Here is a 19408-nt window from a genome sequence, read left to right as displayed (position 1 = left end):
ATGAAACTAACTTGACCAATGCTTTATTGATACTTGATTGCGCAAGTATTGGTTTGTTTGCTTGAGCGGTCAAGTAGTTTGCAAGTTTTTTTTTACTTGGTTTGATGACTCCTGGCGCTGAGCTTCTGGTCTTTACCTAAGGCTTTTGTTCGGAGGTAGACTCTTGCTCTTGCGGTGGCGCAGACTCAGCTTGGGTAGCGGGTGCATTGGCATTGCTTATCATGGCGGCACTGCGCTCAAAGGTCATTATCAGGCGCTCAAACATCCCCTGAACCATCTCCAATTGCTCCTGTGCCAAACCATCGGTTTGCAGCCGGGCCAAGAGGCGTTCGCAGCTGGCACGGAACTCGGGTGGGTTTTCGCCGCGGGAACAGAGGATAAAGGCGTTGGCGAGTGCCAACTGCCAGTCTTGCAGCAGTTCGTCGAGTTGGCTGTCGCTGATGCTGGCCAGCAGGCGGCGCAGGCGCACCGAAACATGGCCCAGGTTTAGGCCGGTAAGGCCTAAGTCGGTCAGGGTTCTGTTGCTGCTCTGGCTGCTGCGTTCATAATTGGCCAAGCGCAGCAGGCGATCTGCCATGCGGGCATTGAACCAGTCCTCAGGCTTGTCCTGTTTAACCATATCAATCAGATCTTTGCGAGTGGCGTTGAGCAGGCGTTGCTGCATCATTTTGACTCCTGGCTCTGTCACCAGCTTAAACAGCCAATAGAGGATGCTGACGCCGACAAAGATGGCCATCGCCTTGCTCAGGGTGCTGTCTATGGCAAAGGCCTGGGTCATGTCTTTGCTGGGGCTGACCAAAATGGCGAATGGGATGCAAAATCCCAGGCCGTAGGGCAGGGTGGCACGATTGGCCAGCGCCATCAGGCCAATAAAGAAGGGACCGGCCAATACCAACAACATGATCTCAATATCACCGCTGCTCTGGGCCAGTAGTTCGAGGGCGTAAAATATCGCGACCGGAATGGCAATCATCACCCCTATCAGCAGCCGCCGCAGGATCATACTCAAAAGGGGTAAGGGTAGCCTGGCCATCATGATGGAGAAGATCACAGGCATGGTCATTATCATCAGTGCTGCGCTGGAGGCGGTGCCAATCCAGATACCGGCGCCGATCAGGAAAATCAGCATGGTTCTGACACCCGTGATCAGCCCGAGCAGGGGATCTCTGTGGGTCTGCATCGCGGGAGCATTGAGCAGCGTTTTGTCCGGTGACTCCAACGCCTTGAAAGCCCGCAGCACCAGTACCAAATCGCTGGCCAGCTCTGAGGCGGTTTTCAGCAGCCGCGACTCCAGTGGGCTGATACAGGCATGAGTGTTGCGATAGTGAATGATTTCGCGCCTCTGCCTGTGTGCCAGTTCATAACAGAAATGGAAATCGTCCGATTCGGACATCGCCTTGAAGTTGCTTTTCAGGGTACGGATTAGCCCTGAGAGGGTGCCTGTCATCAACTCTTCATGGTTACGCTGCAAACGGCCGAATATCTGGATCACGGCCAGCAATGACAACACCTTGTTGAATAACAAATTGGCCGCGCGACTGCGTCCAGGGCCTTCCGGCCCCTCGTAGCTGAGGGCGTTGGCATCGTCACTGGCTTCTGCCAGTGATTCGAGAATTGCATCTATCTGTTGATGGCGGTTTTCATGGGAGCCGTTGAGATCCAGCTCCAGCGTGAGGTATTCCAACGTCTGGTTGACTATTTTACGGGTTTGTTTCTGCAGCCCTTCGGTGACTCTGACAGGCCACAGCAACTGGCTCACCAGAGTGGCACAGATAGCGCCGACTATGATTTCACTGACCCTGGAATGGGCGACGGCGAAGATGGTTTCACTGTTGGCGGTGGCAGGGTTGACCATTACCAAGAGCACAATAAGACAGGGGGTGATCCCCGCCATAGCGAAGGCGTAGACAAAGTTGATATGGCGCACCATGGCCGACAGTGCCGAGTTCAGACCCAGCCACAGCGTCAGGGTGAGGATGGCCAGTTCGGGAGCGTTGTAAAAGCCGCTGAGAATCGCTATGCCGACAACCCCGCCTACCAATGTGCCTATTATCTGACAAAGGCCTTTTTCAAGCACCAGGCCACTTTCGGGGCGCATCTGCAGGAATACCGCCGACACCAGCGCCCAGTAGGGGCGCTCCAAGTCCAGGTAGAGCGCCGCCGTCAGCGCCAGCGCCATGGCTATCACCCCTTTGGTGGCGAAGATCAGCGTGCGCTTGTCCGGGGTCAGGAATACTGCCAGCGTGGGAGACAGGGCCATGTTATTCTTCGGCTTGCAGTTGGATGGAAACCGTCATTCCGGCGCTGAGTTCACGTTCTTCTGAAGCCGGGTCCAGCTTGATATCTACAGGGATCCTCTGTGCCAGCCTGACCCAGTTGAAGCTCTGTTGAATTTGCGGCAGCAGTTGGCCATTGGCATTGGTATTGGTGTCGGCAATCGCCTTGCCTATGCTGACTACTTCGCCACTGAGCGGCTCGCCACCACTCATCAGGCTGATTTTGGCCTTTTGGCCTATCTTTATCAGCGGCAGCTTGGTTTCTTCAAAGTAACCTGTGACATAGAAAGAGCCTTGTTTAACCAGAGACAATACCGCCTTGCCCTGGTTGACATAGTTGCCCTGACGCAGGCTGAGGTTGATTATGGTGCCATCGGCGGGGGAGTGGACCTGGGTGCGCTGCAGATCTATTTTGCTGCTGTCGAGTCTGGCCTTTGCCAGGTTGTAGCTGGCTTTGGCCAACTCTGTGTTGATCCGTGCCGTTTCCAAATCTTCTTCGCTGATCACCTCGCGGCCGGTGAGATTCTTGCGCCGCTCATATTTGTGTTTGGCCAGTTCCCAGGCATAGAGTTTGTTTTCCAGTTCGGCGGCCAATTCGGTACTGGTGGCCTGATAACGGGTATCGTCCACCTGAAACAGCAGATCGCCGGCTTTGACTTGCTGGTTATCCCTAACATTCAGTTGGGTTACCCAGCCGGAGACATCGGCCGAGAGCGTAATCACTTCGGCCCGCACCCGGCCGTCACGGGTCCAGGGAGAATAGAGGTAGTGATTCCAAATCCAGTATCCGGCCACTATGGCGGCCAGCACGAGAAGCAGGGTGATGGAGATGCGCAGTACTTTTGCCATGGTAAGTGTCAATTCTCAAACAGGTAGATAATCAGTGCCAGGTAGCACACGAACAGGGCGACTTCGAACCAGGCCACTCGCCAGATTTTTGCATACAGCCCGGTCCAGTGAAGGACCAGTCTGGTCAGAAACCAGAGTACGAGCGCAAGAGGTGCGAAGAGAACCAAAGGACTGAACAGCAATCCTCCCAAGGCTAATTCTTCAAGCATTGTATGAGTTGGATCCTATAAAAAGGCCAATGATAATGAGTGACTTATAAGCGGGTAACGGCGTTTTTCCGTATCCCTGTCTGCTAACCAGTTTCGTGCCAGACAGGCTTAAGGTCAACTTTTTTCACGCCTTGGCTGTGAGCGGAAATGACTTTTGAATCGGTCAATCCTTTGGCGATACGGCAAGCTGTGCTTGCTTGTAACACTGAGGTAAAATCCCGGGAAACTTTATCACCGGAAGATAAAAGATGAATAACCGAATTCTCGGCCTGCTGGCCATACTCTTTATGGGCTTGCTCTCGGGCTGCTCCACTACCCAGTCGCCCACCGGGCGCTCGCAGATGCTACTGTTTTCGCCCGAGCAGATAAACCAGATGGGCACCGCCTCTTTCGAGCAGATAAAAGCAAAGGAGAAGCAGAGCCAGGACAAAGCGGCCAGTGCCTATGTTGCCTGCGTGGCGCAGCGTATTACCTCTTTGTTGCCGCAGCAACATTGGCAATGGGTGCTGTTTGACTCGGATCAGGTTAACGCTTTTGCCCTGCCCGGTGGCCATATAGGTGTCTATACCGGGCTTCTCAAAGTGGCCAACAATGAAGATCAACTGGCGACTGTTATTGGTCATGAGATAGCCCATGTGCTGGCGCAGCACGGCAATGAGCAGGCCTCGCGGGCCCAACTCAGCAATACCGGTATGCAGTTGGCTGGTGCAGCATTGGGGATGGGCCAGATAGCCAACGCCGATCTCTACATGGCGGCCTTGGGGCTCGGGGTGCAGGTGGGTTATATCTTACCCTATGGCCGGGCGCAGGAATCCGAGGCCGATGTGATGGGGCTGGAGCTGATGGCCAGGGCCGGTTTCGATCCTGGAGCCGGGGTGACCTTGTGGCAAAACATGGCCAAGGCGGGGGGCAGTCAGGGGCCGGAGCTCTTATCGACTCATCCATCCAATGAGAACCGCATTGCCCAGTTGCGTGATTTACAAGCGCAGATGATGCCGCTCTATCAGGCGAGCAAGGGTAAGTTTCGCTCTTGCCAAAGATGAGGTGTATGAAAATCGGCTTGCTTGGCCCTCAGCCCATTTCGACTGAGGCCAGGCGAATGAACAAACCGTAAGGATACGAATAAGCGCAACACTTGGACCCGGATAAGTGTTACACTGTGCCGCGAAAAATTCACAGATAAACTGAGAGTAAACTGATTATGTCTGATAAGTTCACCAGTGTTGAACAACAAGCCAGCTACGGCGTAGGTCGCCAGTTGGGTGAGCAACTGGCCGCCAACTCTTTTGAAGGTCTGGATATTCCAGCCGTTCAAGCCGGTCTGGCCGATGCATTTGACGGCAAAGAGAGTGTTGTTTCCCTGGAAGATCTGCAGGTTGCTTTCTCTGAAATCAGCCAGCGTCTGCAAAAGGCTCAGGAAGAGGCTGCCGAAGCCGCTTCTGCCGAAGGCAATGCTTTCCTGGCTGAAAACGCCAAGCGTGAAGGTGTGGTGACTACTGAATCAGGTCTTCAGTACGAAATCATCAACGAAGGCTCAGGCGCGAAGCCAAGCTATGATTCCAATGTTCGTACTCACTATCACGGTACCTTTATCGACGGTAAAGTATTCGACAGTTCAGTGACCCGTGGTCAGCCTGCCGAATTTCCGGTTTCCGGCGTGATTGCCGGTTGGACCGAAGCGCTGCAATTGATGCCGGTTGGCGCCAAGTACAAGCTGTATGTACCGCATCACCTGGCCTACGGCGAGCGCGGTGCCGGGGCGGCTATCCCGCCTTATTCCACTCTGGTTTTTGAAGTGGAATTGCTGGACATTCTGTAATACCAAAATCGCTTGAGTCTGACTCAGGCGATTTTTTTAGCCTGTATGTGGAGAAAGTTATGAGTGGACATGTCAGAGTTGCGGTTGCCGGAAGCAGCGGCCGTATGGGGCGTACCCTGATAGAAGCGGCCGCGCATTCCAGCCGGATCATTCTGGGCGCGGCCATCGAGCGCGCAGGCTCGACTCTGGTGGGAGTCGATGCCGGAGAGTTGGCCGGAGTCGGTTGTCTCCATGTCCGGGTCAGCGATAGCCTGGATCAGGTTGCCGATGACTTCGATGTGTTGGTGGATTTCACCAGCCCGGAAGGCACCCTCAGCAATCTGGATTGGTGTGCCCGCCATCATAAGGCGATAGTGATAGGCACTACAGGTTTCAACTCGGCGCAAAAGGCGCAGATTGAGGCCTTTGCCGAGCAGATGCCTGTGGTCTTGGCACCCAATATGTCGGTTGGGGTTAACCTAATGTGGAAGCTGCTGGAACTGGCGGCGGAAGTCATGGGTGATTATACCGACATAGAGATCATCGAAGGTCATCACAGACACAAGAAGGATGCTCCTTCAGGTACCGCCTTGAAGATGGGGGAAGTGATTGCCAACACGCTGGGGCGGGATCTGGAAAAAGTGGCCGTTTATGGCCGCGAAGGGATCACCGGCGAGCGTGAGCGCGACACCATAGGTTTTGCCACTATCAGGGCGGGCGACTTGGTGGGTGAGCATACCGCCATGTTTGCCGATATGGGCGAGCGTTTGGAGATCACTCACAAGGCTTCCAGCCGAATGACCTTTGCCAACGGTGCCATGCGTGCGGCACTTTGGCTACAGGAACAGGATGCCGGGCTCTACGACATGCAACAGGTATTGGGGTTGAAATCCCTGTGACATTATTTAAAAAACCGCCAATCGGCGGTTTTTTTTCGAATTCGTCCGCCAAGCTATAGACGGATTGCCATTTCTCGTGTAGGATGCTCGGAATTTGTCAAAATTTCGTATTTTAGCGGAAATTGGTACTTTAAACAAAGATAAAAATATTATATTTCAGTGGCTTGGCTCTTTTCTCGGAGGTCGCGTTGACAAAGTCTGCCTTACTCGTACTCGAAGATGGAAGCGTATTTTCCGGCACAGCAATAGGTGCCGATGGTATTGCAGTTGGAGAAGTTGTTTTTAACACTTCGATGACCGGATATCAAGAAATCCTCACCGATCCATCTTATTCTCGCCAGATAGTAACTCTAACCTACCCACATATCGGTAATACCGGTACCAACGATGAAGACACAGAATCCGATGCAGTTCATGCCTGTGGTCTTATTATTCGTGATCTTCCCCTCCTCGCCAGTAACTTCCGTAACCAACAATCCCTCAGTGATTACCTCAAAGCCAACAAGGTAGTCGGTATCGCCGATATCGACACCCGTAAGCTGACCCGTATTCTGCGGGAAAAGGGCGCTCAGGCCGGTTGCATTCTGGTGGGTGAGCAGGACGTAGACAAGGCGCTGGCCGCCGCCAAGGCCTTCCCTGGGTTGAAAGGCATGGACTTGGCCAAGGAAGTGACGACCGACAAGTCTTACACCTGGCGTAAGGGAACCTGGCGTTTGGAGAGCGGCCTGCCGGTCGATACTCCCGAGTCAGAACTCAAGTACAAGGTAGTGGCTTATGACTATGGCGTGAAGCAGAACATACTGCGAATGCTGGTAGACAGAGGCTGTGATGTGACTGTGGTTCCTGCACAAACGCCTGCCAGTGAAGTGCTGGCGATGGCACCGGATGGGGTATTCCTCTCCAACGGCCCCGGTGACCCGGAGCCATGTGACTACGCCATCAAGGCGATTCAGCAAATTCTCGAAACCGATATCCCGGTATTCGGTATCTGCCTTGGCCACCAACTGCTGGCGCTGGCCAATGGTGCCAAGACGCTGAAGATGAAGTTTGGTCACCACGGTGCCAACCACCCGGTAAGCGATATTGACAAAGGCACTGTGATGATCACCAGTCAGAACCATGGTTTTGCTGCCGACGAAGCCACACTGCCTGCCAACATCAGGGTGACTCACAAGTCGCTGTTTGATGGCTCACTGCAGGGGATCCACCTGACAGACAAGCCGGCCTTCAGCTTCCAGGGGCACCCTGAAGCGAGTCCAGGGCCGCACGATTGTGCGCCACTGTTCGATCATTTTATCGAACTGATTGAGCAATACCGTCACCAAGTCAAGCTGTAATCGCCGGGAGAAGATAGAAGAAAATGCCAAAACGTACTGATATCCAAAGTATTCTTATCCTGGGTGCCGGCCCAATCGTTATCGGTCAGGCCTGTGAGTTTGACTATTCGGGAGCCCAGGCCTGTAAGGCGCTGAGAGAAGAGGGTTACCGGGTCATTCTGGTTAACTCCAACCCTGCAACCATTATGACAGACCCGGAAATGGCCGATGCCACATACATCGAGCCTATCCACTGGGAAGTGGTGCGCAACATTATCGCCAAGGAACGCCCCGATGCGATTCTGCCAACCATGGGCGGCCAGACGGCGCTGAACTGCGCCCTGGAGCTGGAAGCCAAAGGCGTATTGAAAGAGTTTGACGTCGAGATGATCGGTGCCACTGCCGATGCCATCGACAAGGCCGAAGATCGTGCCCGTTTTGACAAGGCGATGAAGAGTATCGGCCTCGAGTGTCCCCGTGCCGGTATTGCCCACAGCATGGAAGATGCACACAAGGTGCTGGATCAAGTGGGCTTCCCCTGCATCATTCGCCCCTCTTTCACCATGGGCGGCAGCGGCGGCGGTATCGCTTACAACGTCGAAGAGTTTGAAGAGATCTGTACCCGGGGCCTGGACTTGTCGCCGACCAATGAGCTGCTGATTGACGAGTCGCTGATAGGCTGGAAAGAGTACGAGATGGAAGTGGTGCGCGATCGCAACGACAACTGCATCATAGTCTGCGCCATCGAAAACTTTGACCCCATGGGCGTACACACAGGTGACTCCATTACAGTGGCACCGGCCCAGACCCTGACTGACAAAGAATATCAACTGATGCGTAACGCCTCCATGGCGGTGCTTCGGGAAATCGGCGTTGAAACCGGTGGCTCCAACGTGCAGTTTGGTATTAACCCCAAAGATGGTCGCATGGTGATCATCGAGATGAACCCAAGGGTATCGCGCTCATCTGCGCTGGCCTCCAAGGCGACCGGTTTCCCGATTGCCAAGGTTGCGGCCAAGTTGGCGGTGGGCTTTACCCTGGATGAGCTGATGAACGACATTACCGGCGGTCTGACCCCGGCTTCGTTCGAGCCCTCTATCGACTATGTAGTTACCAAAATCCCTCGCTTCAACTTCGAGAAGTTTGCCGGTTCCAACGACCGCCTGACCACTCAGATGAAGTCTGTCGGTGAAGTAATGGCCATCGGCCGTACCTTCCAGGAGTCGATGCAAAAAGCTCTGCGCGGCCTGGAAACCGGGATGACAGGTTTTGACCCTATCGTGGATATCAACGAGCCGGAAGCCCTGGCCAAGATACGTTACGAATTGCAGGATGTGGGCCCTGAGCGTCCTTGGTATATCGCTGATGCTTTCCGCGCCGGTATGTCCATGGAAGGTATTCGCCGCATCACCAACATAGACCCTTGGTTCCTGGTGCAGATTGAAGATCTGGTACTGCAGGAAGAGAAGGTCAAGGAAGGTGGCTGGAGCGGTCTTTCCCAGGAATTCCTGCGCAAGCTGAAGCGCAAAGGTTTCTCCGATGCGCGCCTGGCGTCACTGCTGGGGGTTTCTGAAAGTGAAGTGCGCAAACTGCGTCACAAGTATGAGCTCTTCCCTGTCTACAAGCGGGTAGATACCTGCGCCGCCGAGTTCGCCACGGATACCGCCTACATGTACTCCACCTACGAGGAAGAGTGTGAGGCCAATCCGTCCGATAAAGACAAGATCATGGTGATAGGTGGCGGCCCCAACCGTATCGGTCAGGGTATCGAGTTCGACTACTGCTGTGTGCACGCAGCGCTGGCGATGCGTGAAGACGGCTATGAAACCATCATGGTTAACTGTAACCCTGAAACCGTTTCCACCGACTATGACACCTCTGACAGACTCTACTTTGAACCTGTTACCCTGGAAGACGTACTGGAAATCGTGCGGGTTGAGCAGCCCAAAGGGGTTATCGTGCAGTATGGTGGCCAAACGCCACTGAAACTGGCCCGCGCCCTGGAAGCCGCAGGTGTGCCCATCATAGGGACCAGCCCGGATGCCATCGACCGCGCCGAAGACCGTGAGCGCTTCCAACAAGCGGTTGAGCGTTTGGGGCTGAAACAGCCTGAAAACAGCACAGTGACCAACCTGGAGCAGGCGGTACTGGATGCCGAGCGTATAGGTTATCCTCTGGTGGTTCGTCCCTCCTATGTTCTGGGTGGCCGGGCGATGGAAATCGTCTACGACGAGCAGGATCTGCGCCGTTACTTCAACGAAGCCGTCAGTGTATCCAACGAGTCGCCGGTACTGCTGGATCGCTTCCTGGATGACGCCACCGAAGTAGACGTGGATGCCGTTTGCGATGGCAAGGACGTGGTTATCGGCGGCATCATGGAGCATATTGAGCAGGCCGGTGTTCACTCAGGTGACTCAGGTTGTTCACTGCCTCCTTACACTCTCTCCAAGGCGATTCAGGACGAGATGCGCGAGCAGGTACGCAAGCTGGCGCTGGAGCTGGGCGTTGTCGGTCTGATGAATGTGCAGTTTGCGGTCAAGAGCGACGTGATTTACCTGATTGAGGTAAATCCGCGCGCCGCCCGCACAGTGCCTTTCGTTTCCAAGGCCACAGGTGTGCCTCTGGCCAAGATTGCCGCCCGGGTAATGGCCGGCACTTCACTGGCCGAACAGCAACATACTCAGGAAGTGATCCCGCCTTACTACTCAGTGAAAGAAGTGGTTCTGCCGTTCAACAAGTTCCCGGGTGTTGACCCTCTGCTCGGCCCTGAAATGCGCTCTACCGGTGAGGTGATGGGTGTGGGTGATACCTTCGCCGAAGCCTACGCCAAGGCGCAACTGGGCTCAGTGAAAGATGTGCCCAAGTCAGGTCGCGCCCTGTTGTCTGTTCGTCACAGCGACAAGAAGCGGGTTTCGGATCTGGCGGCCAAGCTGATTGAGCTCGGCTATGAGCTGGATGCCACCCACGGTACGGCTGTGGTGCTGGGTGAAGCGGGTATCAATCCCCGCCTGGTGAACAAGGTGCATGAAGGTCGTCCACACATTCTTGACCGGATCAAGAACGGTGAATACACCTACATAGTGAATACCACGGAGGGTCGTCAGGCCATCGAGGATTCCAGACAGCTGCGCCGCGGTGCGTTGCAGCACAAGGTGAACTACACCACCACCATGAATGCGGCTTTTGCAACCTGTATGGCCCATGATGCCGACGACAGAAGCAATGTTGCCTCGGTGCAGGAACTGCACGCCAGAGTCAACAAGTAAACGCTGTCAGTCAGTAACTGAAAGTGACCAGGCCACCCATTAGGGTGGCCTGTTTTTTTGTAGGCCGGATGATTTGGGTCATTGGGAAGGTGCGAACAGGTCCCATGCGTGCTCTGCGTCGGCTTACAGGCCTGGATGCAAGGCGTGGTTCGCAGCAAATGGCCTAGTCCTTTGTAAGAAGCACAACACAGCAGGCAGGCCTGTAAGCCACGCCCTTCGGGGCTTGCACAGCAACCGGCTCTCTGCGTTATCCGACTTTGACAGGCCCCGGCATGCCTTCAGTCAGATGCCTTGAACGCCAATTGCTGTGTAAGCCACTCTCTACAAAAAAGAACGCCGCGAGGACTTATTCGCACCTTCCCTTGGCTTTGGGATCTTGGCAGCTCTTGCTAAACTCGCCCACTATCAAGGCGTTTCATTTAAGATGCTGCAATCAAGATGTTTCAGGGAAAGGAAGTGATGATACTCGAGTCTGTCTCAAAGGAGCCCAAGGGCCGGGAAAGCGTTGCGGGGCGAGTCAAAGGGCTGTTTAACCGGCGGAGCAAAGCACAGGCTCTTGCCTTGAGTTTTGGCTTGGCTTTGAGCCTTGGCAGTAATGGCGTGCGGGCTGATATCAACACTGTGCCTTTGGTGGCGCCCTTGTATCACGGCGGCGATCTGCTGCAAAAGCAGCTGTTTAAAGGGTTGGAGCTCAGTGTCACCACAGGGCGCGATCTGGCGATATTTTCCGTTGCCGGTATGAGCTTGGATGCCTACATTTTAACGCTGCCGCTCGATGCGCCGACCAAGGCCAGGGTCATAGCCCGGCTGTCGGATCCTTTCTACAGCATCCCCCTTGGGCATTTTCTCTACCTTTTTTACGACAGATACAGCCGCGCCGAGAACCGGGATCAGTTCCGGGATTATCTGCTGAGCCAATACAGCAAGGAGCAAATCGCACCCTGGCAGCATTCGCTGTTCAGCCTGGAAGAGCAGGTCAAAGACAATACCGAACCGACCGCCGAAGCCAATGACAGACGCGAGGGCATGACGCTCAATCGCCAATTGGTTGCCATGTTGGTGACTGTCTATGATCGCCTGTTCAACAATGATGACTGGGCCCTTGGCAAGAAACTGCCGGAACATTACCGCTATCTTGGCGATAGCCCTGAAGATCTGGCGCTGATTGCCGACATTCAGCCGCTGATCATCAATGAGATTGGCAAGTATGTCGGCAGTCTGCCCGAGGGGGATATGCGCAGCGCCCTCGAGCTGATTATTGAAGATGGCAAGGCGGAAAATGCCGCCAAGGTAAACAACAAGGCGCAGGCGATAACTGTTACCCTTATCGACTTTGTCCGTCTTAATGTGCTCAAGGCCTATCGCCAATATGCATTACCGGCGCAGCGGGCCAAGGCCTTTTCTGCCTGGATGCAGGCCAGTCTCAAGGAAGATCCCAAGGGGCTGAGTGACTTTCTGGCAAGTTGGAGTCAACGCCCAAGAGCGGTGCAGATAACAGTAGATGGCTTGAGCCAGGGACTGATGCAGGCGTTGGTTGCACCCAATTCCGGCCCTTATCTCAAAGAAGTACTTGCCAGGGATGCGGCTTTGTCGCAACTCTCGCCCGCGTCAGCCATGGGGCGGCCGCAGCACACTCCCAAGCAGGACTTTTTGCGTCAGTTGGTGAAAGATGGCGCCACCGACCAGTACTATCTGCCGTTTTTCAAGTCACTCTACCGCCGGAGTGAAAATGGCATAGCCACAGGAGGTATCTCTTCCACGCCTACCATCAGTGTGCGCAATCTGCCGATTATCAAGACAGGCGCCGCAGTGTCCGGCCAGGGTGGCACAGGGATCCCCAATTTTCACTTTGTCGATCGCACCCGTGACCGGGCCTATTACTTCTTCGGCAATGATGCTCTGCAGCTCGAAAATCTGGCGGAGAGCCGCGGCATGCGCACCATGTTCGACCGACTGAACTATCTCAAGACCTTAAACTGTAACGCCCAATATGACTGGAACGCCCAGACCAGCTTCGATGCCCTGGTCAATCTGGGGCTAGGTGAAGTGATCCGTGATTTTGGCGAGCAGCGCTGTCTCAATGAGTTGTCGTTGCGTGCCGAAGCCGAGAAGGGCTTGCAACATAGCGTGGCGGCGGTTCGCGAGCAACTCGAGGCCTACGACAAGATGGGCGCCTGGCGGCTGTTTTCCCGCATGAGCTTGCGGGCCAAGCTCAATGAACAGCTCAATGAGCTGGCCTTGCTGAGTGAGCAGGCAATGCCGGACTATCTGCTTATTTATAACCCCTGGCCGGATCACTTCGCCCATTTCAAGGGGCCGTTCAGCGACGAAATCATAGCGCCGACCGGTGAGCTTAACCGGCTCGATTACTGGCTCAGCCGTCTGGACAAGGTGTATCGGGACGCGGGTATCTATCCGCAGACGCTGTGGGGCATGGCCGGCGATCATGGTTTGGCACCTGTGTATCACACCCTTAACCCCGAACTGGTGCTGCAAGATGCGCTCAAGCAACGCGGGGTCGAGCTCAAGATAAGCAAAATCTCCTCTGATGAAGGGGAAGGCCCCAAGATAACCAACAACCTCAATCCGCCTTCACTGCATGGGGTAGATTTGGTGATAGCCTCCACTGCCGGTGGCAACTATATGCTGGACTTCTTTAACTCGGACCGAGGTTGGCAGTTGCAACCCCTGTATCAAGAGTTGACCCGTTTTAAGGTCAGAGAAGGCAAGGCGCTGGATATGGTCAGCCTACTTGCCGATGAGTTGCAGGAATCGCTGGATTATCTTGTGGTGCGCCAAAGCGATTGTACGCTTGATAGCTGCTCTGTGCGTTTGGTGGGATACAGAAACGGGCAGCGCCGCGATGAAATGATCAGTCGTGAATCGGGCGTTATCCGTTATCAGGCGCTGGATGCTAAGGGCGCGCCAGAGCTGCTGGCACTGGCTCAGAGCAACCCTTATCTGGCGCCGTTGTCTGATGTTCAGCTGTCCGCCAAGCAACAACTGCTCGAACTATGCCTGGGGAGTGCCAAGGGCTGCAGCGCCGAGCAGTGGCGCAGCCTGGCGGCCATGAGTCCTAGACCCGATGCTGTGGTGCAGCTGGCACATCTCTATGATGAAGACAGGGCCGGCACCATCAACCTCTTCCCCAAAGAGGGGTTTGGCTACAACACCCTGGTACCGGGTCGTCATGCGGGCGAGCATTATCTGGAAAAAGATGCCTTCATAGGTTTCTGGGGCGAGACGGTCAAACCCGGCCAGAGATTGGGGCCGCTGGATAACGGCTCACTGGCACCGACCTTGTATCAGTACCTTACCGGTGAGCAGGTCGAGGTAGGAGACAATGGTTGGGGCTATCCCTCTGTGCTTTCGAGTCTTAACTGAGATGAATTTCTCATCGTCGGTGCCACAGAAACAGAGATTTTTGTCGCCATGGCTGGCAAGCCAGCCATGGCTTAGGTAAGCTTGTAGCCAAGATGAATTGAGTTTTAGCCGGTGTATTCCCCGGTATTCCGCTATGCATCCCTGGCGCCGCTGACAAAATGGCGCCCATTCACCCGGAAAATGAGTCTCTGTTGGCCTTAGGCCGACGGAGGCTGCTTTTGTTTGACAGGAGACGAAAGAGATTATGAACAAGGTTCCCATGACCCTGGTTGGGGCAGAACAGTTGCGCAAAGAACTGGATATACTCAAGTTTGATCGCCGTCCCAAGATCACCGAGGCAATTGCCGCGGCGCGTGAACTGGGGGATTTGAAAGAAAACGCGGAATACCATGCAGCCCGTGAAGAGCAGGGCATTTGCGAAGCCCGTATCCGCGATATCGAAGGCAAACTGTCCAATGCCCAGATCATTGATGTGACCAAGATGCCCAACAATGGCCGGATCATCTTTGGCGCCACTGTGACCATACTGAATCTGGACACAGATGCCGAAGTGACTTACCGCATTGTCGGTGACGATGAGGCCAATATCAAAGAGAACCTGATCTCGGTGAACTCACCCATTGCCCGTGGCCTTATCGGCAAAAATCTGGGGGATGAAGTCAACATCCAAACTCCCGGTGGCCTGGCAGAATATGAAGTGGTCGCCGTCGAATATATCTGATTGCGTTATCAAGCCGCCTCCGGGCGGCTTTTTTGTGCAAGATGGACAAAGTTTAATTTGCCCGTCAGGGCTTGAAAGACTAGCATCCGCCCAAATAACCCTGTTTATGGATAACACCTTGCTGAGAATCATGCGCCTCTTTACCCTGCTGATCGCCATAGGTCTGCTGGGCAATGTGTATTCCGGGATTGCCTCTGATGCAACCTGGAAGGCGTTTGAGCAAGCCTTACCCGAGCTCAGTCAGCAACAAGATGCTGACAAAGAGCCGTCTTCTGCAGTGTTGTCAGCGTCTCTTGCTCAAGAACCCCAATCCCAGGAGTCCCTGCATCATGAGCTTGGCAAGCATGATGCTGCCGACAGAGAAAAGATGGATGGCAAGGTTTCCCTGTCTCACTTATCCAAGTTGCTGCGCTCCGAGCAGGGCGACCAACTCTATTCGGCGCCCGGAGCCAGCCAGCGCTGCCTCAGCACGGCCGCTCCGCATGATGTGGCCGAGCCACCCTATGAATTGGCGTTTGAAATCGCTATGCCACCGGCGCCTGTGCTCAGCATAGGTTTTGCCGAGCAATTGCCTATTGAGCAGTATTGGACCTTAAAGCACCCAGGAGCCGGTTTGCGCCTTGGGGGCTGGAAAGACGCCAACCTCCGCTATCGCTTCAGTCAGCAAGCCGCCTGACGCTCTCTACCGGGCTTTTCTGTCCGGGTTTCACTTCATCTGTTGTCAGTTACTCCTTCATTGGATGGCTGCGACTGTGATATGTGGCTTAAGCCACGAGTCGAAAAGAGAGCATAAATATGATAACTGACTCATTATTAAAGAGTAATGGCCGAGGGCGCCAGCCTAAAAAACTGCTTAATCACTACAGCGCCTGGAAATATCTGGTACTGGTAGTCACCCTGGTGGTGATGGCGCTGAGCGCCTTGCCGACTTGGTATGGTGAAGATGCCGCGGTGCAAATATCCCCCAAGGCTGGACTGGACTTATCTCCGACCCAGATAGTTTCTGAACTGGCCAAGGCCGATATTCAAGTCAAGCGCCTGGACAGCAAAGATCAGCAAACCCTGATTATTCTCAATGACGAAGGCCAACAGACTTTGGCCAAATCCTTGCTGGCCGGTCGTGCCAAAGATCCCGCTGAACTCACTCTGGCTTTGAGCCCGGCGGCGCCCGAGTGGTTGCTCGGCATGGGGTTTGAACCCATTAAGTTGGGGCTGGATCTTCGTGGCGGGGTGCAATTCTTGTTGGATGTGGATATCACCCCTGTGTATCAAACCCAGGGAAGCTCACTGGCCGATGCCCTGCGTGCCTTTGCCAGAGAGCAAGGGATCCGAGGCTTGAGTGTGCGTCAGGGCGCTGAAGAGCAACTGACAGTGGTTATGCCAGAGGCGGCTCGCGCCGAGGTGCGGCAGTTTATGGCCAGGCAATACCCACTCTGGCAGGTGAGCAGCAATAACAATCAACTCAAGTTGGCGCTGACTGAGGCTGAGAAAATCAATTTGCGTAACCTGACGGTGCAGCAAAACCTGCAGATCATGCGTACCCGTATCGAAGAGTTGGGGATCACCGAAGCGCTGGTGCAGCGTCAGGGCGAAAGCCGCATCCGTATCGAGCTGCCCGGTGTTCAAGACCCGGCTGCCGCCAAGAGCGTGATAGGGGCGACCGCGACTCTGGCCTTCTATGAAGTCAAGGACAGTGCCACCGGCGGCATGTTGATTAAAGACAAGTCCGGCAATCCTGTACCCGTGGCGCGCAAACCTGTGCTGACCGGCGAGCATATTGTCGATGCCCGTGCCGGCATAGGTGAAATGGGTACTGCCGAGGTCAATATTACCCTGGACAGTGAAGGCGGCCGCCGTATGACCGACTTCTCCCGAGACCATATCGGCAAACCTATGGCCACGGCATACAGTGAGTACAGCCGCGATGCCAACGGCAAGGCAGTACAAAGCAATGAAATTATCAGTGTCGCCACCATTCAGTCTGTGCTGCCGGAGCGTTTTCGGATAACCGGCGCCGGTAGTTATCAGGATGCGCAGCAACTGGCTCTTTTGCTGCGGGCCGGTTCTATGACTGCGCCTGTCACCATAGTTGAAGAGCGCACCATAGGCCCGACGCTGGGGGCAGAGAATATTCACAACGGCTTTGCCGCCCTGGCGCTCGGCATGGGGATCACCCTGGTATTTATGGCGCTTTGGTATCGCAGGCTTGGCTGGGTCGCCAACCTGGCGTTGCTGGCTAACATGGTGTTGCTGTTTGGCTTGCTGGCCTTGATTCCCGGCGCGGTACTGACTCTCCCCGGGATTGCCGGTTTGGTGCTGACAGTGGGGATGGCGGTGGATACCAATGTACTGATTTTCGAGCGGATCCGCGACAAGATTCGTGAAGGGCGAGCATTGGCTCACGCCATTGATAAGGGCTTTGACAGCGCCTTCTCCACCATTTTCGATGCCAACTTCACCACTATGATCACTGCTGTAGTGCTCTACGCCATAGGTAATGGTCCTATTCAGGGGTTTGCGCTGACGCTGGGGCTGGGGTTGTTGACCAGTATGTTCACCGGGATTTTTGCCTCAAGGGCGATTATTAACCTGGTCTATGGCAAGAACTTCAGCCGCGAAGTGAGGGTTTAATATTATGATTAATATGAAAAATGCAACCAAGTGGCGTTATTTCAGCAGCGCGATTTCTGTAATTTTGATGATAGTGTCCATCAGTGTGATTGCCGTCAAGGGGCTCAACTGGGGGCTGGATTTTACCGGCGGCGTGGTCAGTGAAATCCGTATCGACAGCTCAATCAGCTCCAAATCGCTGCAACCTGTGTTGCAGCAGGCCTATGGCCAGGAAGTCAGCCTGATTGCTGCCGGTGAGCCGGGACGCTGGGTGCTGCGTTATGCAGCGCCAAGTGCCGGGCAAACCATGCCCGAACTGCCGGAGGTACTGGCGGGGATGAACACTCATGTTGAAGTGCTCAATACCAGCATAGTCGGGCCTCAGGTCGGCCAGGAGTTGGCCGAGCAGGGCGGCTTGGCTTTGCTGGTGGCAATGCTGTGTATTCTGGGGTATCTCTCTTACCGCTTTGAGTGGCGTCTGGCGTCCGGTGCGGTATTTGCTCTGGTGCATGATGTTATCTTTGTGCTGGCTTTTTTTGCCGCCACTCAGATGGAGTTCAACCTGACTGTGCTGGCGGCTGTGTTGGCCATTTTGGGATATTCGCTCAACGATTCCATCATTATTGCCGACAGGATCCGCGAATTGCTGGCTGCCAAACCCAAGTTGGCGGTAAAAGACATCAATAACCAGGCGATTGCGGCCACTTTTGCCCGAACCATGGTGACATCCGGTACTACCCTGATGACTATTTCAGCACTGTGGATCATGGGCGGAGGCCCCTTGGAAGGATTTTCCATCGCCATGTTTATCGGGGTGTTGACCGGTACTTTCTCATCGATATCGGTTGGTACTTCACTGCCGGAATGGCTGGGACTGTCCAGTGAGCATTATCGGGTGACGCCTGTGACCCAGACTCCTTGATTGAAACCCATCAATTAATACTGATTTAATCCGCCGGCGCCACAATGTGTGCGCCGATGGGATTATGGTAACAAAAAAGCCACCGGTTAAGGTGGCTTTTTTGTGGGGAAAGGGCTTATCTGGCCTTGGGCAGAGCGATTTTCATCTCTTCGGATTGACGGAAGAGCACCAAAACATGGCCGATCAGCTGCACCTTGGTTGCCTGGGTTTCACGGACAATGGCATCAACGATAGCGGCTTTCAGTTCTCTGTCTTCAGAGGCGACTTTAACTTTAATCAGCTCATGGTGAGAGAGCGCATTATCAATTTCAGCCAGTACCCCTTCAGTCAGGCCATTGGCACCAAGCAGCACTACCGGCTTAAGGCTGTGTGCCAGGCCCTTGAGATGCTGTTTCTGTTTGGTTGTTAAGTTCATTTCTACCAACTTTTGCTGAGTTACTGTTGAAAAGCCGCTATTCTACCCTCATATAGCCCTTGTGTAACTCTCATTTGTTGCGGATTTTGAATGTCAGGTAAGAAACGTACGGCCAGTTCCACCCGTTGGATGCAGGAACACTTTGATGATCACTATGTCAAATTGGCACAAAAACGGGGGCTGCGTTCGCGGGCCGCGTTCAAGTTAGAGGAGCTGCAACAAAAAGATCAGCTGATTAAACCCGGGATGACAGTGGTCGACCTGGGGGCGGCTCCCGGAGGTTGGTCTCAGGTGGCGGCCAAGTTGGTCGGTGAAAAAGGTAAAGTGGTTGCCTGTGATATTTTACCGATGGACCCAATCGTTGGCGTCGATTTCCTTCAGGGAGACTTCCGTGAGGAAAAAGTCCTTGAGGCCTTGCTGACCCGGGTAGGGGAAGATAAGGTTGACTTGGTGCTCTCGGATATGGCGCCCAATATGAGTGGTTCAGATGGTGTGGATCAGCCCAGAGCCATGTATTTAGTGGAGTTGGCGCTGGATATGTGTCATCAGGTGTTGGCAGCCAATGGTAGTTTTGCTGTTAAAGTCTTTCAGGGGGAGGGCTTTGACGAGTATATGAAAGCAGTCAGACAAGCGTTCAAGACTGTAAAAACCCGTAAGCCGGATTCCTCCAGGCCACGTTCTCGCGAGGTCTATCTGGTAGCGACAGGGTACAAGTTGTAGTACCCTGATTGAAGTAAATCTCA

15 protein-coding genes are annotated in these 19408 nt (G+C 54.4%); 11 read left to right on the top strand and 4 right to left on the bottom strand.

Annotation, left to right across the window (positions count from 1 at the left end; all coding sequences use genetic code 11):
• Positions 1–136 precede the first annotated feature (136 nt).
• Genes ACF8D4_RS16180 through ACF8D4_RS16170 form a run of 3 tightly spaced genes read right to left on the bottom strand, consistent with a single transcriptional unit; the run spans position 137 to position 3334 of the window.
• A complete protein-coding gene (locus ACF8D4_RS16180) occupies positions 137–2254 on the bottom strand; it encodes an FUSC family protein (RefSeq protein ID WP_370629031.1) in 2118 nt (705 codons plus the stop codon).
• A gap of 7 nt (positions 2255–2261) precedes the next feature.
• Positions 2262–3125 carry an HlyD family secretion protein gene (locus tag ACF8D4_RS16175; protein WP_054744779.1) on the bottom strand — a complete coding sequence of 288 codons (864 nt, stop codon included), beginning with the start codon at positions 3123–3125 and terminating at the stop codon, positions 2262–2264.
• An 8-nt stretch (positions 3126–3133) separates the two neighbouring features.
• The gene (locus ACF8D4_RS16170; protein ID WP_025009920.1) at positions 3134–3334 is read right to left on the bottom strand and encodes a DUF1656 domain-containing protein; all 201 of its coding nucleotides are present in this window, start codon (positions 3332–3334) and stop codon (positions 3134–3136) included.
• A 248-nt stretch (positions 3335–3582) separates the two neighbouring features.
• Between ACF8D4_RS16170 and ACF8D4_RS16165 the strand changes: the two genes are divergently transcribed.
• The 10 genes from ACF8D4_RS16165 to secF all read left to right on the top strand — a co-directional run bounded on the left by ACF8D4_RS16165 (position 3583) and on the right by secF (position 18250).
• Positions 3583–4377, top strand: coding sequence for a M48 family metallopeptidase (locus ACF8D4_RS16165; protein WP_109248261.1), 795 nt, complete (start codon positions 3583–3585; stop codon positions 4375–4377).
• A 158-nt stretch (positions 4378–4535) separates the two neighbouring features.
• Entirely contained in the window at positions 4536–5153 is a 618-nt protein-coding gene (locus ACF8D4_RS16160; protein WP_044733924.1) for an FKBP-type peptidyl-prolyl cis-trans isomerase, read from the top strand.
• A gap of 59 nt (positions 5154–5212) precedes the next feature.
• Positions 5213–6031, top strand: coding sequence for a 4-hydroxy-tetrahydrodipicolinate reductase (dapB, locus tag ACF8D4_RS16155; protein ID WP_101059004.1), 819 nt, complete (start codon positions 5213–5215; stop codon positions 6029–6031).
• A gap of 188 nt (positions 6032–6219) precedes the next feature.
• Entirely contained in the window at positions 6220–7368 is a 1149-nt protein-coding gene (carA, locus tag ACF8D4_RS16150; RefSeq protein ID WP_028780665.1) for a glutamine-hydrolyzing carbamoyl-phosphate synthase small subunit, read from the top strand.
• A gap of 23 nt (positions 7369–7391) precedes the next feature.
• Complete coding sequence (gene carB / locus ACF8D4_RS16145; protein WP_062793363.1) at positions 7392–10613, top strand: carbamoyl-phosphate synthase large subunit; 3222 nt, start codon at positions 7392–7394, stop codon at positions 10611–10613.
• A gap of 438 nt (positions 10614–11051) precedes the next feature.
• Complete coding sequence (locus tag ACF8D4_RS16140) at positions 11052–13997, top strand: alkaline phosphatase family protein (protein ID WP_392465894.1); 2946 nt, start codon at positions 11052–11054, stop codon at positions 13995–13997.
• A 244-nt stretch (positions 13998–14241) separates the two neighbouring features.
• Positions 14242–14718: a transcription elongation factor GreA gene (greA, locus tag ACF8D4_RS16135; protein ID WP_025887902.1), complete on the top strand. Its 477-nt coding sequence runs from the start codon at positions 14242–14244 to the stop codon at positions 14716–14718.
• A gap of 106 nt (positions 14719–14824) precedes the next feature.
• Entirely contained in the window at positions 14825–15394 is a 570-nt protein-coding gene (locus ACF8D4_RS16130; protein WP_345859865.1) for a hypothetical protein, read from the top strand.
• Positions 15395–15513: 119 nt separating this feature from the next.
• Positions 15514–17349, top strand: coding sequence for a protein translocase subunit SecD (secD, locus tag ACF8D4_RS16125; protein ID WP_392465892.1), 1836 nt, complete (start codon positions 15514–15516; stop codon positions 17347–17349).
• A 4-nt stretch (positions 17350–17353) separates the two neighbouring features.
• Entirely contained in the window at positions 17354–18250 is an 897-nt protein-coding gene (gene secF / locus ACF8D4_RS16120) for a protein translocase subunit SecF (RefSeq protein WP_370628999.1), read from the top strand.
• 115 nt (positions 18251–18365) lie between these two features.
• On the opposite strand, the gene yhbY is transcribed toward secF, so the two are convergent.
• A complete protein-coding gene (yhbY, locus tag ACF8D4_RS16115) occupies positions 18366–18665 on the bottom strand; it encodes a ribosome assembly RNA-binding protein YhbY (protein ID WP_025009926.1) in 300 nt (99 codons plus the stop codon).
• 90 nt (positions 18666–18755) lie between these two features.
• Between yhbY and rlmE the strand changes: the two genes are divergently transcribed.
• Complete coding sequence (rlmE, locus tag ACF8D4_RS16110) at positions 18756–19385, top strand: 23S rRNA (uridine(2552)-2'-O)-methyltransferase RlmE (RefSeq protein WP_025009927.1); 630 nt, start codon at positions 18756–18758, stop codon at positions 19383–19385.
• The last annotated feature ends 23 nt before the right edge of the window (positions 19386–19408 follow it).

The sequence above is a fragment of the Shewanella sp. YQ_9 genome, from assembly GCF_043103185.1.
In the GTDB taxonomy this organism is placed as follows: Bacteria; Pseudomonadota; Gammaproteobacteria; order Enterobacterales; family Shewanellaceae; genus Shewanella; species Shewanella algae.
Note: the sequence above shows the minus strand (reverse complement) of the source record. Positions and strands in the feature narration are given on the sequence as shown.

Coding starts and splice junctions, on each gene's coding strand:
- rlmE (WP_025009927.1), top strand. CDS start 18,756: ATGTCAGGTAAGAAACGTACGGCCAGTTCCACCCGTTGGATGCAGGAA.
- dapB (WP_101059004.1), top strand. CDS start 5,213: ATGAGTGGACATGTCAGAGTTGCGGTTGCCGGAAGCAGCGGCCGTATG.
- ACF8D4_RS16165 (WP_109248261.1), top strand. CDS start 3,583: ATGAATAACCGAATTCTCGGCCTGCTGGCCATACTCTTTATGGGCTTG.
- greA (WP_025887902.1), top strand. CDS start 14,242: ATGAACAAGGTTCCCATGACCCTGGTTGGGGCAGAACAGTTGCGCAAA.
- carB (WP_062793363.1), top strand. CDS start 7,392: ATGCCAAAACGTACTGATATCCAAAGTATTCTTATCCTGGGTGCCGGC.
- secF (WP_370628999.1), top strand. CDS start 17,354: ATGATTAATATGAAAAATGCAACCAAGTGGCGTTATTTCAGCAGCGCG.
- ACF8D4_RS16175 (WP_054744779.1), bottom strand. CDS start 3,125: ATGGCAAAAGTACTGCGCATCTCCATCACCCTGCTTCTCGTGCTGGCC.
- ACF8D4_RS16140 (WP_392465894.1), top strand. CDS start 11,052: ATGTTTCAGGGAAAGGAAGTGATGATACTCGAGTCTGTCTCAAAGGAG.
- ACF8D4_RS16130 (WP_345859865.1), top strand. CDS start 14,825: ATGGATAACACCTTGCTGAGAATCATGCGCCTCTTTACCCTGCTGATC.
- yhbY (WP_025009926.1), bottom strand. CDS start 18,665: ATGAACTTAACAACCAAACAGAAACAGCATCTCAAGGGCCTGGCACAC.
- ACF8D4_RS16170 (WP_025009920.1), bottom strand. CDS start 3,334: ATGCTTGAAGAATTAGCCTTGGGAGGATTGCTGTTCAGTCCTTTGGTT.
- ACF8D4_RS16160 (WP_044733924.1), top strand. CDS start 4,536: ATGTCTGATAAGTTCACCAGTGTTGAACAACAAGCCAGCTACGGCGTA.
- secD (WP_392465892.1), top strand. CDS start 15,514: ATGATAACTGACTCATTATTAAAGAGTAATGGCCGAGGGCGCCAGCCT.